At 41.2% G+C, this 18948-nt stretch carries 18 protein-coding genes; 9 read left to right on the top strand and 9 right to left on the bottom strand.

Annotation, left to right across the window (positions count from 1 at the left end):
• Positions 1 to 18: 18 nt before the first annotated feature.
• A complete protein-coding gene (locus BMX56_RS11725; protein WP_090646872.1) occupies positions 19 to 768 on the top strand; it encodes a DeoR/GlpR family DNA-binding transcription regulator in 750 nt (249 codons plus the stop codon).
• Here BMX56_RS11725 and rsmD read toward each other — a convergent pair.
• The 3 genes from rsmD to BMX56_RS11745 all read right to left on the bottom strand — a co-directional run bounded on the left by rsmD (position 765) and on the right by BMX56_RS11745 (position 3033).
• Entirely contained in the window at positions 765 to 1316 is a 552-nt protein-coding gene (gene rsmD / locus BMX56_RS11730) for a 16S rRNA (guanine(966)-N(2))-methyltransferase RsmD (RefSeq protein WP_090646874.1), read from the bottom strand. The two genes, BMX56_RS11725 and rsmD, sit on opposite strands and share 4 nt — an antisense overlap.
• Positions 1292 to 2104 (bottom strand): DUF3822 family protein, encoded by an 813-nt coding sequence (locus BMX56_RS11735; RefSeq protein WP_090646877.1) that lies wholly within the window; start codon positions 2102 to 2104, stop codon positions 1292 to 1294. The genes rsmD and BMX56_RS11735 overlap by 25 nt, the downstream gene beginning before the upstream one ends.
• Before the next feature lie 458 nt (positions 2105 to 2562).
• On the bottom strand, positions 2563 to 3033 hold the full coding sequence (locus tag BMX56_RS11745) for a hypothetical protein (protein WP_090646882.1): 471 nt from the start codon (positions 3031 to 3033) through the stop codon (positions 2563 to 2565).
• A 36-nt stretch (positions 3034 to 3069) separates the two neighbouring features.
• Between BMX56_RS11745 and BMX56_RS11750 the strand changes: the two genes are divergently transcribed.
• Both BMX56_RS11750 and BMX56_RS11755 read left to right on the top strand, forming a co-directional pair.
• Positions 3070 to 4533 (top strand): ATP-dependent DNA helicase, encoded by a 1464-nt coding sequence (locus BMX56_RS11750; RefSeq protein WP_090646885.1) that lies wholly within the window; start codon positions 3070 to 3072, stop codon positions 4531 to 4533.
• Positions 4534 to 4777: 244 nt separating this feature from the next.
• Positions 4778 to 5611, top strand: coding sequence for a nuclear transport factor 2 family protein (locus BMX56_RS11755; RefSeq protein WP_090646888.1), 834 nt, complete (start codon positions 4778 to 4780; stop codon positions 5609 to 5611).
• 996 nt (positions 5612 to 6607) lie between these two features.
• On the opposite strand, the gene BMX56_RS11760 is transcribed toward BMX56_RS11755, so the two are convergent.
• The gene (locus tag BMX56_RS11760) at positions 6608 to 7504 is read right to left on the bottom strand and encodes a flavin reductase family protein (protein WP_090646891.1); all 897 of its coding nucleotides are present in this window, start codon (positions 7502 to 7504) and stop codon (positions 6608 to 6610) included.
• Positions 7505 to 7960: 456 nt separating this feature from the next.
• Here BMX56_RS11760 and BMX56_RS11765 point away from each other — a divergent pair, with 456 nt between their 5' ends.
• Genes BMX56_RS11765 through BMX56_RS11780 form a run of 4 tightly spaced genes read left to right on the top strand, consistent with a single transcriptional unit; the run spans position 7961 to position 13740 of the window.
• On the top strand, positions 7961 to 8155 hold the full coding sequence (locus BMX56_RS11765) for a hypothetical protein (RefSeq protein WP_090646894.1): 195 nt from the start codon (positions 7961 to 7963) through the stop codon (positions 8153 to 8155).
• Entirely contained in the window at positions 8152 to 10608 is a 2457-nt protein-coding gene (locus BMX56_RS11770; protein ID WP_090646900.1) for an AAA family ATPase, read from the top strand. The genes BMX56_RS11765 and BMX56_RS11770 overlap by 4 nt, the downstream gene beginning before the upstream one ends.
• Positions 10609 to 10664: 56 nt before the next feature.
• The gene (locus BMX56_RS11775; RefSeq protein WP_090646905.1) at positions 10665 to 12614 is read left to right on the top strand and encodes an AAA family ATPase; all 1950 of its coding nucleotides are present in this window, start codon (positions 10665 to 10667) and stop codon (positions 12612 to 12614) included.
• The gene (locus BMX56_RS11780; RefSeq protein ID WP_090646909.1) at positions 12595 to 13740 is read left to right on the top strand and encodes a hypothetical protein; all 1146 of its coding nucleotides are present in this window, start codon (positions 12595 to 12597) and stop codon (positions 13738 to 13740) included. Before BMX56_RS11775 ends, BMX56_RS11780 begins: the two co-directional genes overlap by 20 nt.
• 157 nt (positions 13741 to 13897) lie before the next feature.
• Here the strand turns inward: BMX56_RS11780 and BMX56_RS11785 are convergent, their stop codons facing one another.
• The 5 genes from BMX56_RS11785 to BMX56_RS11805 form a co-directional block, all read right to left on the bottom strand.
• The gene (locus tag BMX56_RS11785) at positions 13898 to 14254 is read right to left on the bottom strand and encodes a hypothetical protein (RefSeq protein ID WP_090646913.1); all 357 of its coding nucleotides are present in this window, start codon (positions 14252 to 14254) and stop codon (positions 13898 to 13900) included.
• A gap of 1 nt (position 14255) precedes the next feature.
• The gene (locus BMX56_RS11790) at positions 14256 to 14702 is read right to left on the bottom strand and encodes a YybH family protein (protein WP_090646918.1); all 447 of its coding nucleotides are present in this window, start codon (positions 14700 to 14702) and stop codon (positions 14256 to 14258) included.
• A 550-nt stretch (positions 14703 to 15252) separates the two neighbouring features.
• Positions 15253 to 15579 carry a HesB/IscA family protein gene (locus BMX56_RS11795; RefSeq protein ID WP_090646922.1) on the bottom strand — a complete coding sequence of 109 codons (327 nt, stop codon included), beginning with the start codon at positions 15577 to 15579 and terminating at the stop codon, positions 15253 to 15255.
• A 152-nt stretch (positions 15580 to 15731) separates the two neighbouring features.
• Complete coding sequence (gene iscU, locus BMX56_RS11800) at positions 15732 to 16145, bottom strand: Fe-S cluster assembly scaffold IscU (protein WP_090646927.1); 414 nt, start codon at positions 16143 to 16145, stop codon at positions 15732 to 15734.
• A 113-nt stretch (positions 16146 to 16258) separates the two neighbouring features.
• The gene (locus BMX56_RS11805; RefSeq protein WP_090646931.1) at positions 16259 to 17470 is read right to left on the bottom strand and encodes an IscS subfamily cysteine desulfurase; all 1212 of its coding nucleotides are present in this window, start codon (positions 17468 to 17470) and stop codon (positions 16259 to 16261) included.
• Positions 17471 to 17576: 106 nt separating this feature from the next.
• On the opposite strand from BMX56_RS11805, the gene mce reads away from it, so the two are divergent.
• Both mce and BMX56_RS11815 read left to right on the top strand, forming a co-directional pair.
• Positions 17577 to 18413 (top strand): methylmalonyl-CoA epimerase, encoded by an 837-nt coding sequence (gene mce / locus BMX56_RS11810; protein ID WP_090646935.1) that lies wholly within the window; start codon positions 17577 to 17579, stop codon positions 18411 to 18413.
• A 228-nt stretch (positions 18414 to 18641) separates the two neighbouring features.
• Positions 18642 to 18890: a type B 50S ribosomal protein L31 gene (locus BMX56_RS11815; RefSeq protein ID WP_090646940.1), complete on the top strand. Its 249-nt coding sequence runs from the start codon at positions 18642 to 18644 to the stop codon at positions 18888 to 18890.
• The last annotated feature ends 58 nt before the right edge of the window (positions 18891 to 18948 follow it).

Consider the following 18948-nt stretch of genomic DNA (forward strand, 5'->3'; position numbering starts at 1 on the left):
CAAATGAACGTTATTTAAATGAACTTTCAAAAAAGAAAACAAAAAATACTCGAGCAACTAAACAGCACCGGCGAAGTTGATATCAAAGAACTGGCGGCAACTCTCGCCATCTCGGAGATAACCGCCCGCCGCGATTTAAACCAACTTGCCAGCGACGGCTTGCTCTACCGTACCCATGGCGGCGCCATGAAGGTTGATCCTCTGGCAAAACCACTGGATTTTGTAAATAAGGCGGCGCAAAATTCAAGTGCTAAAGACAATATTTGCCGCAAAGCTGCCGAACATATACAGGACGGAGATATTATTTTTATGGATTGCGGCAGTACCGTTTTCAGGCTTTGCCTGTTTATAAAAAATAAAAAAATAAAAGTGATAACCAACTCCTTGCCAGTAATTTATGAATTACAGAACTGCCAGGTATCCCTGAATATAATAGGCGGGGAGTTTGACAGTAAAAGGCAGGCTGTACATGGCAAAGCAGCAAACGAGCATATTGGCCGATACAGAGCCGGCAAGGCTTTTTTAGGCGTTGACGGCATATCCCCAAACGGTTTATTTGCAAACAGCGAACTGGAAGCAGAAATAACATCGGCTTATATCAACCAAAGTGCCTTTACCTATATATTATGCGATTCCGCTAAAATAAATAATGAGACTTATTTGAAATTTGCCGATATAAACCAGGTTGACGCTATAATTACCAATGCAGATGATGAAAAGCTTCAGCTTTTTGCAGAAACCGCTTTGACTATTCTGAGAGTTGATTAAGCTTGTTCGTCGGCTTGGTTCCTAAAAAACGAAAACGATGAATGTCCATACTTTCGCTGCTCCACAAATGCCGGGTGCTGGCTGATGTTTTGCATCGATTGATGCTCCACAATCAGCAAAGCGCCAGGTAACAGTATGTTCCGTTCAAAAACTATTTTCGGTATCTCGGGGATCTTGTTTAGGTCATACGGTGGATCGGCAAAAACAAGGTCGTACTGCTCGGTTTCCATTTGCAGATATTTAAAAACATCCTCCTTATACACCTTCACCTGGTCAAGCTTGTGCTGGCGCGATGTATCTTTAAGGTAGTTAACGCAATGAATACTCCTGTCTACAGATATCACCTCGGCTGCTCCCCTCGAAGCAAATTCCAATGAAATATTGCCGGTGCCGCTAAAAAGATCAAGCACTTTGATGCCTTCAAATTCTATCTGGTTTAAAAGGATATTAAAAAGTGCTTCCTTGGCCAGATCGGTAGTAGGGCGCACGGGAAGGTTTTTGGGTGGATTAAGCCTTAATCCTCTTAAAGTGCCTCCGATGATACGCATAATGACAGGGCAGAAAGTGACAGTATTTTATGCCCCTCAATTTCAAGCGGGGTTTGCAGAATTTTGGTGGTATTCACCTCAACCTTTCCAAAAAACTCGGCCAGGCGGGTAATGTTTTTGTCGCCTGCATCAACATCTCCACTAATGTAAACGTAAGTGTAGGCAGGTTGCAGGTTTAACTCATCAGTTACCAATGATACAAAATAAGCCAGCTCATCTTCGCCATCAAATTCAAAAGTGTTGTAAAACCGTAGTTTGCTGAAGTTAAAGTTGGCAATTTCAACGGTACCGCCATTAATGTTTACGTACAAGTCTCTGTCGCCCGGTTGGTTGCGGGCCAAAGCATTTAACCAGCCTTTTGATGTGTAAACAGTGTTGCGTAAGCCAAATTCATCGGCGGCGTTTAATACAGTTTCGGGCGTTTTATAAATAATGACATTGCGGCTGTCCAGTGGTTGCGATAATACCTTTTCGTCGACTTTCACATCCAGGAAACGGGCCAGGTCGGTAAGTTTGTCCGGGTTAAAAACAGTTTGTGGCAGCAGCGAAAAACCGGTTGCAGGCAAACCAATAACTACATTTTTAAAATTTGCCGATAACAGGTCCAGTAGTTCTTCGGGGTTACTTAATTCATCCAGCGGGTGATTGTCGGCAACCGCAATCAGCTTATTTTGATCGGTAACAGCGTAGGTAAACGTTGTTTTATCAATTTGTATCAGTAAAGTATAACCTTGCGCCTTATCAAGGCTAAAGTCATCATCATGGTAATTGTAGTTATATTCGCTCATGCCGGTTTAAACAAAAGTAATATTTTTTAGCAGTGAATATGTAAAATATTTATTGCAACAAACACGAACAATGCATAAAAGACTATTGGCGAAATAAAGCCAGTTAAAACTTTTCCTGATGCTGATAACATAAATGTTCGGAAAGATGAATCGGGAAGAAGACTGAATAAAAAGTTTATGCCCTTGTAGATACCAAAGATAAATAGGGCAGCGACAATCAAAGTACCTAACGTAGAATCCATAGCAAAAATGAGCGATTTAAGTGCCCTCAAGTTAAATTTTTTTAGTGAAATGCTTCCGTAAATCCGATTCTTGTAGCGCGCTTTTCCATTTATAACGTTAGAAAGTAAAAGTGCCCTCATTTAATTTGAGAGCACTTTTTTATTTGGAATTGATATAATATTTTTTAGCAGATACCATATAGGAGGCAACATAAATGCTTGTAGAAAACACGACGCTTATAATATAAATCCCAAAAAAAGGATAAGGATGATAAAAATGATCACAGGTCTATAAATAGGCCTTGGGTAATAGTCGTCGTCAGGAAAGTACTTTTTGAAAAAATAACGGGTAAGCACCAAGCCTGCAATAACGTTGAGTCCTATTTGTATGGCAGTTATAGATGATAACTGCAAAATCTGCTCGTTAGTAAACTGTTTTTTTGCTGCGATTGTTTTTTGCAATGCTACAACATCTATTTTAAACCCTAAAAGTTGAACAAGGTAACGTGACAGAAATGAGAAGCCTAAAATAAAAAGAACTACCTGGCTTATGATTTGCTTATATCCCGCAACCCATAAATTGATAATCAATAACACACCTGCGTACATTGTGCTGAAAATTGCAAAGCCAAAAATTGCCTTCCGCGAATAAATATCTACGTAGTCTTCTTCGCCCTGTTCTTCCTGCTTGTATTCCTCAAATTCCATGGCCAAATTTATAACTAATCTGCGTAGCTTTTTAATATGGCTAAGGGTTTTTCAATTACTTATCAGCATTTTTGCAGGGTGACAGTGATTGATCATATCCGCAAAGCATTTCCGCATACCCCCAACGGCCAGCAACTGGAACTGTTTGACCGCCTGCACACTTTTTTGCAAAGCCGCGAAGGTGATGAGTGTTTTATATTGCGGGGCTACGCCGGTACCGGTAAAACTACCATAGTGGGGGCATTGGTAAAAGCGCTCAAGCAGTATAATTATCGCTCGGTGCTGCTGGCGCCTACAGGCCGGGCAGCTAAAGTGATTACCAATTACTCGGGTAAAAAGGCGTTCACTATTCACAAGCGCATTTACCGTAAAAAGGCTGCCTTAACGCTTGATGATGGCTTTGCCATTGCCGATAACCTATCGAGCGATACGTTGTTTATTGTTGATGAGGCATCCATGATCAGCGACGAATCCATAGGCGGTCGGGTTTCGCTGTTGTTTGATTTGCTGCGGTATGTTTACAACGATAAAAACTGTAAATTAATGCTGGTAGGCGATACTGCCCAGTTGCCACCCGTGGGCTCAGATACCAGCCCGGCCCTGAGCGAAAAAATTATGCAGGATAAGTTCGGCCTCACTATTTTTAAATATGAGCTGACCGATGTATTGCGCCAGCAAAAGGACTCGGGGATATTATTTAACGCGACCGAAATTCGCGACCTGATCAGGAAAGATGAAGCGGTTGCCCCTAAAATTGTGACCAAGGGCTATAAAGACGTTTTCAGGATGACAGGCGAACGGTTGCCCGAGGGGCTTGAATACGCCTACCGGAAATACGGTTACGACAGAACACTCATCATCTGCCGGTCGAACAAAAACGCTAACCTGTACAATGGCCAGATCCGCAACCGGATTTTGTACCGGGAAGAGGAGCTAACCGGCGGCGACCAGATTATGATTGTAAAAAACAACTATTTCTGGCTCAAGGATAACGAGGAAAATAGCACCGATTTTATTGCCAATGGCGATATTGCCCGGATCCGTAAAGTGCGCCGGACGGAAGAAATGTACGGTTTCCGTTTTGCCGATGTGCAGATAGAATTTATTGACTACGCCGAAGACCCAGTATTGGATTGTAAAATATTACTGGATACCCTGTATGCCGATTCCCCGGCTTTATCGCAGGAAAACCAAAAAAAGTTTTACGAGGAAGTAATGAAAGATTACGCCCACCTTACCAACAAGCGGGCCATGCACAATGAGCTAAAGCTAAATCCATATTATAATGCCCTGCAAATCAAATTTGCTTATGCCATTACCTGCCATAAAGCCCAGGGTGGCCAGTGGGACGCCGTTTTTGTTGACCAGGGTTACGTAACCGACGAAATGATCAATATGGATTTTCTCCGTTGGTTTTATACAGCCGTTACCCGCGCAACAACCGAGTTGTTTTTGGTAAATTTCGATAACCGGTTTTACAAAGTTCCCGAAGTTTTTTAGTCATTAGTCATTCGCTACGTTGTCATTAGTCATTGGCTTTATCCTTGATTCCTTTCTGAAAATCTTTTATCCAAAAGTCTTTCATCCTTTGTCCAAAACACTATCTTTATTCCATAATTACTTCAACTACATATCAACAAAGGGTAGCCTGATGCCCGGCCTGTTCATACAGGTTCCCGGAAGCGCTGATTTCTCAGTGTAAGTGTTAAATACGTTTCAATTTTTATATTTCTAATCATTCGTAATGAAAATTACAAACTTACCGGCAATGGGCATATGCTGCATTATTTTATGCGCGTTTGGCCCTGCCAAAGCAAATACTCCTATGGATACCCTAACCAATAAACAAAAAGTACTATCATTTTATAAGCTGATTGTTGGCCAGCGCAAGGCCGAACTTATCCCCGAATTTGTGCTGGAAAACTATAAGCAGCACAATCCAACAGTTCCCCAGGGCAGGGCCGGTATTACCGGGATGATCAATTACCTTAAAACCTTGCCTCCGCCGCCTGAAGGGGCCAAATCGCCCATTGTAAGGGCCATACAGGAAGGTGACATGGTGGTTGCCCACCTTGATATTCAATTCATGGGCAAACGGATGGTTGTTATCGATCTGTTCGAACTCGAAAACGGGATGCTGGCCGGGCATTGGGATGCCATACAGGAAATACCCGACCAAACCGGGCTAATCATCACCGCATCCAACGGAACTGCCGAAATTGATGCTGCCGCATCTGCAGAAAAAAGTAAGCAGGTTGTAAACGCATTTTATCAGGCTATCCTCCATAAAAAGATGCCCGCTGAATTGCTTAAGGCTGATTATACAGAACATGACCCCGCCGTTACCAACACCGGTAAATCATTGGACGAATACCTATTGAACGACCATAACCGCGAAATGAAAATTCACCGCGTTATTGCCGAGGGTGATTTTGTTATGGTTCAATCGCAATTTAAAAGAGGAGGGAAGGGGTTTGTATTTTACGAGATCTTCAGGGTTGAGGCTGATAAAATAGCCGAACACTGGAGCGTAGAGCAGGCTGTACCGGAAGGTGTGGAGGCTGCGGATATGTTTTAAAAAATCCGCCCAGGTCATCCAGGATTTATTTCTTTCCATATGGGTTCTGGACGAAATAAAAAAGGCAGGGTGTGTGCGATTCTTTCCCTGGGGAAGAGGAGTTAGGGGTTAAATCAGGCGTTCATGTCGCTTTGTAACTTGTCGCTCGTATAAACCCCTGCCTGCCTTTGCGCTCATTTCCGACAGCAACCCTCAGGGAAAATGCATTTAATTGGGTTAACATAACTTAACACATTTCAGATAAAGCATTTTTAAATATCTAATAATCAATATTTTATAATTAATCATGGTTAACACTAAATTGACCGCGCGATGTAGGCGCATCCTAATATTTGTGCCTGTTATTGGCCAATACAAATCCCTTCGGTAGCCGGATCATTTAACCAGGATCAGCCAATAAAAACAAGGTGTCGTTTGATGCTTATATCGCTTATTCCATTAGCTATTCAGATGCATTTGCCCCGCCGCGTTGCTCCCCAAGCAGAGAATCAAAAATCTTCCGCACCCCTGTGGAGACAACCCCAATAAAGTTCGGGCCGGGACACCAACAAGGGTACGGAGATGTTGCCGCCCTGCTATCTCACGCTATTTTTCAACCGTCGCGCATTCTCCCATCTTGATTCTTGACTCTAATCTCTTGACTCTCCTCCCGGGCGTTCCCCCGCTGGTAGAAGCGGCGGTCAGGCTTTCTGTTTCAAGTCCTCGCAGGCCAATGCCCGCACAGCCAACACGTGCTCCGGGCTTTCCACGTCAATCCTTAACGCAAGCTTCGGGTATGCTAAACCGATTTTTCTGAAATGTTAAATCTTTATTGGTAAGTAATTGCTAAATCGGTTTATGTGTTGGTGTTGATAAAATTTAAGCTTTTTTACGACGAGACACTTCATAGAGGCAGAACTTTCAGACTAAGAAAATCACAAGTCCGCCATCGCTTAATGTCTACAGTACCTTGCGCTAAGGGAGATCTCTTTCGTTGGAAATGGAAAAATAAATAAACTACATCAACAACACTTTCCATGCATCCATTACGCGGCCGTTATCTAACAAATGCCTGGCTTTTAAATGCAGGCGTATGGTGCGGGTGTGGCTGTCGGTGGCAGCATCAAGCAGTTCCTTCATTTCATCGGTTTTGCTAAAGGCTGCTACCTCCTCATCGGATGGCAGCGTTTTAACAAGCCCCAATAACCCCAAATTATTCCCGGTTAATACGCTGGAGTTTTTAACCTCTTCAGGGAAAGCGTCTACGCCGATACTTATTCCGGCATTATCTATTGGTTTGGCAATTTTAAATAAATTATCGCTGGTTACCCTACAATACCAATCGCCGCCTAAGCGAGCCACCAAATCTATTTTACGAGGGTCTATTTGGCCATTAGCATCCAAAATATCTTCATTGATATGAATCCGTTTCACCTCTGCAATAACCAAATTACCTGCTCCTCCGTTTTTCCCTAACGATATCACATCATTCACTACACATTCCAATTGAACGGCCGATTCCGCTACCCTGGGTGGTTTTACCGTCTCCGAAGCCAATTCAGTAAACCCCGCTTTCGAAAACTCATTTACTCCTCTCGGATAATCTATACTGGTTAAATAGGTTTGTTGAACCATATCATAGTTCACAATATTAATCACACATTCAGGTACTTCCAAAACGTTTTCAAGCGTATGCTTAGTGGTGTTATCCCGCGCCCTGCTTGCCGGCGAAAAAACGCATATCGGTGGATTGATGCTAAACACATTAAAAAAACTAAACGGACTTAAATTAACCTCGCCGTTTTTATTAATGGTGGATGCAAAACATATAGGCCGGGGTGCAATGGCATAGTGCAAATAACCCTGCATTTCCGCCGGTGTTAATGATGACGCATCAATAGTTTTTAACCTCATTCAAATTTTTATTAACGCGAGTTCGGGATAAGAAAAGTATATAAAAGGGAGCAAAGGGTATGGTTTCTGCCTGCAAAATGATTGACAACAATTCATTAACAAATACCAACATCCTGTGCTGAGAGATAAAATTACAGAAATTTTTGTAAGCATTGTTGGCTTTTGCTAAGATATAGCTTCTGAAAAAAACACTGCTGACGCGTGCGCCAGCTTTAGGGGAGAAAACGCCCGCTGTTCGAATGTCTCCGACTTCGAACCAATATGTAAAGTAGTCTATAAGCTACTTTTGCTATACATACGGGTAGTTGCAAACTACAGGCATAGTCGTTCGAAGTCAGAGACATTCGAACAGCGGAACACTTCGGAGAGCGGGGGCAGTCCGCTATTATCAAGAATATCAGAGATTTACCCCTAATTTATTTATCGTAGTCTCATGTATTTTAGGTATTATTGTATATGGATAACACCGACCAACCTAAACCAGATACCTCCGATATTCCTCAAAAAATATTTACCCAATTAATTGAAGAGTTAAAGAAGTCTGAAGTTCCAATTACAGTAATTGAGCAACTTGAAAAAAACATTGTGACAGAAGGGAATTTTACTGAACAAACACTTAGGGCTGCTTTGTTACCAAATACCGGATTATGATATTGGTTAAAAAGATTGAGGTCTTTGAGTTTCGTGGAATTAGACACCTCGCAATTGACTTTAAAAAGAAAAACTTTGCAATTTGCGGAAAGAACGGTACTGGCAAAAGCGGAATTGTTGATGCGCTTGAATTTGGATTAACAGGAGATATTTCGAGATTGGCCGGAAGTGGAACGGGTGGAATTTCATTAAAAGAACATGCTCCACACGTTGATAGCCGCAGTAATCCGGCTAAATCCAAAGTCATCATTACAGTATTTATTCCATCCTTAAATAAAGAGGTCGTCATAGAGCGTAGTGTTAATGATATTCAGAACCCCCTTATTAAACCATCTTCACCCGAGATTTTAGATATTCTTAACGAAGTCGCAAGGCATCCTGAGTTCACATTATCAAGGCGTGAACTTATTAAGTATGTCATTTCAACGCCAGGAGATCGTGCTAAAGAAGTTCAAGTGCTTCTACGGCTCGAAAAAGTGGAGAACTTAAGGGCTGTTTTACAAAAAATTGCAAATGCAGATAAGCGCGATATTGTTCCATTAAAGAAACAAAAAGATGATGCAAAACAACAGTTACTTACTGCGTTAGACATTTCGGAATTTACTGCGGATAAAATATTGGCGGCCGTAAATAGTAGGCGTAAACAATTAGGCTTGCCAGCCCTAACAGAACTAACCGCAACTACTTCGTTTCGCGACGGATTAACTTTGCATACGGCAGACAAAGCTATCAATATTTCCAAACCCCATGCATTACTTGCAATTGATAGTTTAAAGGAACTTTTAAAATCTTATAATAACTCCGGTCAAACCCATGATTTAAGAGATATAAGGGCGAAAATTGAGGCTTTAAGCATCGACACCATCTTACTGACCAGTCTGACGCGGGAAGGCTTCCTCCGTTCTGCTGTCCAATTCGTGGAAGATGATTGTTGCCCCGTTTGCGATACTGAATTAGGCATTGATGAATTAAAGGCAATCTTGAAAAAGAAGCTGGATAATTTTGAGGCTGTTTCCGCAAAGAGAACTGCCGTAGAGAAAGAACTGGAACCGTATTGTGATACATTACGAAAAATACTTAGCGAAGTTCGTGCTGTAAAAGAATATGGTACCTTGTTAAAGCCGGTCATCGAAACAAAATCTTTTGATACTTTTACTACGGCGATACAAACTAAACTCAATAAAATAAAAGCTTTTTTACCTATAAGTGAATTAATGGAAAGCTTATCCACCTACGGTGAGGTGCCAAAAGAAGTCGATCAATTGGTGGCATCGATTGAAACAGCGGTAAAAGCTATTCCTGAGCCATCACAGCAGGATGCAGCCCGTGATTACCTGATCATTGCTCAGGAAAAGCTGGACAATTACAGGGTTATATCAGCTAATCATAAACAGGCAGTCGATAAAGAAGCGATCAGTTCAAACGTATCTGATACCTACGGTAAAGTGGTAACAAGTACGCTTGAGGAACTTTATAAAGATGTTGAAGCTAATTTTACTGAATTGTACCGCTTCATTAATGATGATGACGAATCAGAGTTTACCGCACAACTTACGCCTTCTATAGGAAAACTTGGTTTCAACGTGGATTTTTATGGACGGGGGTATTTCCCACCAGGGGCATATCACAGCGAGGGGCATCAGGATGGAATGGGGCTATGTCTTTATTTAGCGTTGATGAAGCATATTCTCGGCGACAACTTTACATTTGCAGTTCTTGACGATGTTTTAATGTCTGTGGATACTGGTCACAGACGTGAAGTGTGCAAATTATTAAAGGAGAAATTCCCAAACACTCAATTCATTTTGACCACACATGACGACGTATGGTTGAAACACATGAAAACAGCCGGTCTAATACAATCGGGATCTTCGATACAATTTAGAAAATGGGATGTTGATAATGGCCCTAACGAGTGGAATGAACAGGATGTTTGGGGAGAAATAGCAGATTATCTAAAGAAAAATGATGTACGGGCCGCGGCGGCACTGTTACGCCATTACCTTGAATATATTTCCGCCGACATCAGCCATAAATTACGCGCAAGAGTAGAGTTTAGGGGAGATGCCCAGTTTATGTTAGGTGACTTATTACCCGCAGCAACCTCGCAGTTTTCAAAGCTACTGGAGGATGGAATAAAAGCAGCAAACTCATGGGGAAAAACGGATCTTGAAGAAAAATTAAAGGAAAAACGTGCTGGGTTCAAAGAGCTGATTTCCCAATCGCAGTTAGAACAATGGCAAACTAATGCTGCCATACATTATAATGAATGGGCAAATCTTGAAGAAAAGGACTTTACACCGGTTGTTAAAGCCTATCAAAACCTCATCGAGGGGTTTTGTTGTTCTGAAGATAGTTGCAGATCGGCTTTATACCTCATACCCGAGAGAGGCGAAAGAGATACACTCAGGTGTGCTTGTGGATCGGTTAATATCAATCTAAAGAAGAAATAAAGATTGCCTGCCCGGCAGGAACTATTATAATCGGATAAAAATATAATCCTTCAACAATGGAACTTTTGTATTTATGGATAGAAGACTTTAGGAAAATAAAGCAGCAGGGATTTACTTTCAATAATAAATTCATCCTTGAAAATAGGGTGGAGCCCGATGGTTATAGACTATCGATAAGTTTAAATAAATCTTACGTAGATATTTTCCCTTCACAGCTATTAACCGTAACGGGGGTTGTCGGCCGGAACGGGGCTGGCAAATCATCTTTAATGCATTGTCTGAAGATGCTATACGGGCAACTACCGCGACTTACTTCCCCACTTTTCTTTTGTTTTCTGGATACTCAGCAGAAAACAATATTTACTTATTATTACAGCGATGGTGGCCTTTCCAATATGCATGCCTTACATGTTTCCGTCAACGCTGATCAAGAGGTAAAAAGATTATACGCCGTTAAGCGCGCACTTAAATACACGCTTACCACTTGGGCCGGCGACGGTGGCAAGATCAACGGATTTGAATATCCTTTTGTAGACACCACTTGCGCCTATTTGAGCGCAAATTTTGACAGCCATAGAGAAGACATTTATCGTGGAATTGAAAATCAATCCACGAATGCACGGATGGAAGCATTTCTAAAAGAATACATCCCGCAACAGGAGAAGATAGCTGTCCGTCAATCACAGAACAAGAATCAGGACCGGATTAATGACCCCTACCCCTCTTATCTAAAGGATTTTTATAAAACGGAATTGAAATCCAACGTGCGCTTTATTACCTACGCTGATAAGCATCAGACGAGCAACCTCCCGGAATTACCCGCAGACATTACGATTAAATTCAACTTTAACGATTTTCAATACTTAACTAATACCGACGTCCGTAATATATCTTTCAGATATGCCGAGAAGCTTATCGAAATACACAGTTTGGCCTTAGAACTTTTACTAAATGGTAGAAGTAAAAAGGAAGCTTTTTTTGACCTGCTGTATCTATGTACTTTTTATTATGCGATACGTAATAAGCTATTTGACTTCAATTCCTTTACAAAAGGCGATCTTGATGGTATGCTAAACATGATCCTTCGTGAACCTAAAGATATTTATAATGCGATTAGAAAAACGCTTGATGAATTAAATCTTTCACCCGAAAATGAAAAAGAACGAAGGCTGATAAGAGGTATTTTAGGCCGCGGTTTTAATACTGCACTTAAAAATGCGACTCTACTGCCAGAGCCTACAGTTGAAGTATCACCAACCAGTTTTTCTTTCAAGGTTGATACTCACTTATGGGATTTGCTCGGTAGGATCTTTGATATCACTTACGGCGACGAGATTAATTTTATGGATTATTCCTGGGGCAATGGTCTAAGCACGGGCGAGGAAGCCTTGCTTACACATTTTTCAAGACTATATGAAATAAAGCGAAAAATAGGAAGGCAGAATCTTGTACTGTTGATTGATGAAGGCGATTTGTATTTTCATCCCCAATGGCAGAAAAATTACATTCATTATTTGATGGAGGGAATTTCGTTCATCTTCCATAATAATAAAGTGCAATTGGTCTTATCTACCCACTCGCCCTTTATTGTTTCGGACTTACCAAAACAAAACCTGATCTTCCTGAAAAAAAACTCGATTGGTCATTGTGTCGTGTCGCCCAATGAAATTCACACCGAAACATTTGCGGCCAATATTCACGAACTTTTCACCAACTCCTTTTTCTTGGCAGATGGCCTAATGGGGGAATATGCCCGCAAGTACCTGAATGACCTGATCGAAGATATAAAGATGGAGGATAACATTAGCCTAGAACGTTACGAGTTCTATTATAAGAACCGCATAGCTATAATAGGTGAGCAATTTTTAAAAAGCAAAATTATCGAGCTGATTGCCCAGCGCTCTGATTTTTTTGCCATTGACCAGATTTTTGAGCAACGCTCATCAGAACTGGATTATTTAAGAAATCTACGAAATAAAAAAAGGAATGATTCAGATAGAGCATGAGGAAATTGACCGTATAGCCTTAGACTACTTCAATCAGATCAAGATTTCCTGCCAAGCAAGAATAAGTTTCTACCAAAAGATTTTCGAAGTATTGATTACCGGCAATATTGCAGACTTAGAGGATTATGCTTTTAATGGTAACTCCCGGATGGCTTGCACCAACCGCTTATTAGTTAACAAGGTCGGTTCACTGGCGCAATTTGACAGGGTGAATATTGGCAATTTACAAGCATGGGTAACCCCTAATCGCCAAACGATAATTGATATATTGGATTATCTCGGACATGAAGCAAACCTTAAAAGCATCATACTAGTTAGTGCCACGGATGCGTATGGATTAGATCATCAGTTGCAACAGGATCTCGGTATAGACGCGTTGCCAGGCGGCAACGCGCATGGCGTGTGGAAATTACTGGACCATATACTCGATTATGCCCTTTTTGATAAACATGCTTATTCAGTAGCATCAGAGTTGGATATTAATACCTGTCCTTATTGCAACAGGAATTATATTAATACCGTGATCGATAAAAATAAAAACCAGATCATCAGGCCAACCTTTGACCACTTTTTCCCGCATTCCAGACATCCATTTTTGGGGATTAGCTTTTATAATTTGATCCCGTCCTGTTATTTCTGTAACTCCAGTCTGAAAACGGCAACAATAATTACGCCCGGCACACACTTGCATCCTTACCTTTTTGGTTTTGGCGATGATTGTTTTTTTCGTACAGATATCAGTAAAGTTTGTCCTGACCTAAGTGATCGTCGAAATTTCGAGATCAAGCTGGAAATGGGTATTCATGACACTAATACAAAGTATCGCAAGGTTTGGGGTAACGACGTAGATAACAGCGAAGGCAATTGCCAGCTCTTTAAGCTACAGGACATCTACAACTCCCATACCGATATAGTTGGTGAATTGTACTTAAAAGCGATTCGTTATGGAGAAGATAATGCCGATACCCTGTATAAGGTATTTAGCTTGCTTGACACAAACAAAGAGGAGTTTTATAGGTTCTACTTCGGCAATTACTTTGATGAAAAGAATTTTAATAAGCGACCAATGGCCAAACTCACGAAAGATATTTTAAAACAAGTTTTACCGGATTTTTTTACAAAATAATTTTTTATATCGTAGCAGATGAAATCATTTAATGATGCACAGGACTGCATAAACAAAGTAAATGCAGCGTTAGAGCTTTATTCTAATATCCGTTTTCTGGTAGGTAATGATGACTTGAATAAATGCACAAAACTGGATCAGCAGAATAATTTGAAGACTACCTGTTTAACCCCCGGTTGTCCCTTACCTTCCGCTGTTCAAATGTCTCCGACTTCGAACGGCCATGCTTGTAGTTTATACCTACAGTATTTTCGCAAAATAAATATGCAACACCCGGATGTTCAATTTCATCCGGGTGTTTTTGTATACCCGCAGCTCGCGTAAAGGATAGAAACGGGTACCGGCCTGTGAATAAGGCCTCGCGCAGTATGAGTGGATAGCCTGGCGCCGCTTCTACCGGCGGCGTACGCTGTGATAGATTTGAGATGTGAGATATGAGATTGAAGATAACTGTTGCATTAGGTGCATCGGGCTTTATTTGTGTATTTTCGGTGCTCTCCCAGATACAGCCCATTTTATAATTTCCTTAACGATACAAACAACTCTGCCTGTAATTTCCAGCTGCCATCAATTTTACGCCACATGGCCGAGTAATTGCCGCCTTTGCTGTAGGAGTTGGTGGCTGTCCAGTTGCCGGTTTCCCAGGCCATGATGCCGTTGTCGCCTACGGTAATGGTTACCGGAGTACGTACATAAGCAACGGTTTTGTTGATTTTGAATAGCTGTTTCCAGCCTGCGGCTATGCTATCCTTGCCGGTAGTGGTAATTCCCCTGCCTATGGTTTGCACAAAATCGGGTAGCCAGTATTTGGATATACCGTCTACATCGTGTTTGGCAATGGCATTATTAGATGCTGCTCTTGAAGCTTTAATAATTTCTACATCAGCTTTATAATCTGTTTGTTTAAAGGCAAACAGTGCGCTTAATAGCAATAGAAAGGGTAATTTAAAAAGGAACGACATAGTGGATATGGTTATTAGGTGTTTGGTACAAGTTAGTTATTATCCCGGTTATAACGCTTAATTTTTATACTTTAATGAAGCAGTTCGGTTTTAGACAAACATTGGCTTTGAACGCCGGCTACGACTCACCCCGGCTACGCTGCGCTGGCCGACCCTCTCTCCGGCTGCGCCGCAAAGAGGGTTGAGAAACATTGGCTTTGAACGCTGGCTACGACTCACCCCGTCTACGCTGCGCTGGCCGACCCTCTCTCCGGCTTCGCCGCAAAGGGTGAAGCTCATTTTTTATTTTTTCTCCGCCCCTCTATGCGACGCAGTCGGAGAGAGGGGCAGACGGGCGTTAGCCTCGTCGGGGTGAGTCGTCGCCGCCATGCGATATACGTCATTTACCCCTTCATAAATTGCGAAATTTTATAACTCAGCTTTCCTTTAGTGCCCCTGCTTTTAACATAACAATGCCAATTGTTGATCTATTTTTAAACGACTTTAAAAAAGCCTCAAAACAAAAAGAGGCCCCAATCAGGAGCCTCTTTTATATATAAAGTATATAATTTTATACAGAAAAACTTTCGCCGCAGCCGCAGGTACGGCTGGCGTTAGGGTTATGGAAATTGAAGCCCTTACCGTTAAGGCCGTCGCTAAAATCAAGCTCGGTGCCGGCAAGGTACAGGAACGATTTCATATCCAAAGCCATACGGATTCCCTGGTCTTCAAAAAACTGGTCGCCTTTTTTTTCCTCGTTATCAAAATCCAAATTGTATGATAAACCCGAGCAACCGCCACCCTGTACAGAAACACGCAGAAAATACGAGGCATCAAGCCCGCCATCCTGCATCAGGTGTTCTATTTTACTTTTTGCTTTATCAGTTACAGTTACCATTGTCTTAGTATCAAGTAGTAAGTATCAAGTAGTAAGATTTGATTGTCTAATAAACAAGTTACTACTTTCAGTATCATTAAATCAGTTGTCAGGTATCAAGTAGTAAGCATCAAAAAAATCTTGATACTTACTACTTGATACTTACTACTAAATTAGTGGTGTACTTTTTCGCTTGCAATTGCTTCCAAGCCGTTTTTAACGCGGAAATCGTTGATTGCTGCTTTGATGGCATCTTCTGCCAGTACTGAGCAGTGAATTTTTACCGGTGGTAAAGCCAGTTCTTCAACAATATCCATGTTGTCAATTTTCATTGCATCGTCGATGCTTTTGCCTTTTAACCACTCGGTAGCTAAAGACGAAGAAGCAATTGCCGAACCGCAACCAAAGGTTTTAAATTTTGCATCGGTGATAACATTGTTATCATCCACCTCAATTTGCAGGCGCATTACGTCGCCGCATTCAGGTGCACCAACTAAGCCGGTACCTACTTTGTGGCTGCTTTTATCCAAAGTGCCCACATTGCGGGGGTTAGTGTAGTGATCGATTACTTTATCTGAATATGCCATTTTTTTAATTATTGAATTAGTGAGTTATTGAATTAGTGATTAAATTCTACTCGTATATTATTTTATCAGTTAAGGCATCTGCACATTTGAAATCTGCACATTTGCATATCTATTTAGTGTTCTGCCCACTCAATGGAGTCAAGGTCGATGCCTTCTTTAAACATTTCCCAAAGTGGTGAAAGTTCGCGCAGGTGGGTAACCGAGTTTTTGGTTACTTCAACAGCGTAATCAACTTCTTCTTCGGTAGTAAAGCGGCCCAGGCCAAAACGGATTGATGAGTGTGCCAGGTCGTCTGATAAGCCTAAGCTTTTCAGTACGTACGATGGCTCTAACGAAGCTGATGTACAGGCCGAACCTGATGATACAGCTAAATCCTTCATCGCCATCATTAAGCCTTCACCTTCCACGTATTTGAATGATATATTGGCAACGTGTGGTAAGCGGTGCTCAACGTTTCCGTTTACATAGCTTTCTTCCAGTACGGTTAAAGCAGCTTCCAGTTTATCGCGTAAAGCTGATAAACGTTTGGCTTCGCTTTCCATTTCCAGGCCGCAAAGCTCGCAGGCTTTACCCAGGCCAACAATGCCCGGTACGTTTAAGGTACCTGAACGCATGCCGCGCTCGTGGCCACCACCGTCCATTTGGGCCGTAACTTTAACACGTGGTCCTTTACGCCTAACGTATAATGCGCCAACACCTTTAGGACCGTATATTTTGTGTGCCGATAGTGCCAAAAGGTCGATACCATCAGCATTAACATCAACAGGTATTTTACCAACTGCCTGTACAGCATCTGTCATAAACAGGGCGCCGTATTTGTGGGCAATGGCAGATATTTCTTTTATAGGTTGGATAACGCCAATCTCGTTGTTGCCATGCATTACCGATACCAGGATAGTTTCGCTGGTCATGGCTGCTTCTAATACGGCAAGGTCAAGTAAACCATCTTCTTTAACCGGCAGGTAAGTAACTTTACCACCCAGTTTTTCAACGTGTTTACAAGCGTCAAGTACGGCTTTGTGTTCGGTAACGGTTGTTATAATGTGGTTACCTTTGTCTTTATACATTTCAAACACACCCTTAATAGCAAGGTTATCTGATTCGGTAGCGCCCGAAGTGAAGATGATTTCTTTTTCGTTTGCGCCTATCAGTTTGGCCACTTGCTCGCGTGCATAATCAACACCTTCTTCGGCTACCCAGCCAAATGGATGGTTACGGCTGGCTGCGTTACCAAATTTTGTGGTAAAATAAGGTAACATTGCCTCTAAAACCCGTGGGTCCATCGGTGTTGTTGCGTTATTATCTAAATAAATGGGGATATTCATGTGCTATGTAATATTAACAGTACAAAGATAAGTAAGTTTTTATTTAAAATCATTCAAAATAAAGTGTAAATTATCAAAGCTGACCATTAATTTACAATATTTGGACATGAACAAAGTGGAACATATTGGCATTGCCGTAACCGATATTACCGTTGCAGGCAACATATATGAAAAGCTTTTAAATACCCCGGTTTATAAAACCGAGACCGTAAAAAGCGAAGGGGTACTAACCGCTTTTTTACAAACAGGCCCCAACAAAATAGAACTGCTGCAGGCCCTGAACGAGGATAGCCCCATAGCCAAATTTATAGCCAAAAAAGGGGAGGGGATACATCATATTGCATTTGAGGTGGATGATATAGTTGCCGAAATGCACCGGTTAAAAAGTGAAGGGTTTGTGCTGCTGAATGATGAGCCTAAGCAGGGGGCAGATAATAAATTAGTGTGTTTTGTGCATCCAAAGAGTGCTAATGGGATGTTGATTGAGCTGTGCCAGGCTTATGATTATCCTGAAAAAGCCAAAAGGCCTGAATTAACTTTGGAGGACGAAATTTGTCTGTTTCAATTCCGAAATAAATTAATCATTCCGGCCGATTTGCTCGCTTATTTAAAACTAAGCGATGAAGAGATCGATTCTTATAATGAAGACATGTTTGTGTTTTACAAATTTTCCGAATTTAAAAGTGTAAAGGATGAAGTTGGCAATTATGGCGGAACTCCAGACTACCGGCAAATAGTTAATATCTTACCGGAACATGAAAATTGCTTTGTGTTTGCAGAATATTCAATACACCTCATGGTATTTGCTATAAGGTTGTACGGTTATGATAGTGACAAAAATGAGGTGTACGCGATCTGTGGTAGTAGCTATGAAATAGTGGCAAATTCTTTTGAAGAATTTATAGCTCGTTACAAAGATGATATAAGCAATGTCCTTATTTAACGTTCCTAAACGCTCGTTGTTCCATCCCCCCCCCCCCCAAGGTTTTATTTTTGGCTTTTATTGTGTTATTAATCATGTACTTAACCGTGATAGTAAAGTATGCAAATGCACTGCTATGATCTATGAACCATTAACCATGAACCTTTTTTACTTTTGCCTTTTGAATTTTGAATTATTTTATTACATTTGCGCCTCTTTTAAAGACTACAGAAGATAAGTTTATATATAATGAAAAAAGATCTGCATCCAAAAAACTATAGATTAGTTGTGTTTAAAGACATGTCGAACGAATATGCCTTTATGACTAAATCTTGCATCGATACACGTGAATCCATTAAATGGGAAGACGGTAACGAGTATCCATTGATCAAATTAGAAATTTCGCACACATCGCATCCTTTCTATACCGGTAAAATGAAACTGGTTGATACTGCTGGTCGTATCGATAAATTCCGTACACGTTACAACAAGAAATAATTGCTTGTTTAATTAAATATTTATAAGTCTCCCGACGTATCGGGGGACTTTTTTTATT

Source organism: Mucilaginibacter sp. OK283, from assembly GCF_900110415.1.
GTDB lineage: Bacteria > Bacteroidota > Bacteroidia > Sphingobacteriales > Sphingobacteriaceae > Mucilaginibacter.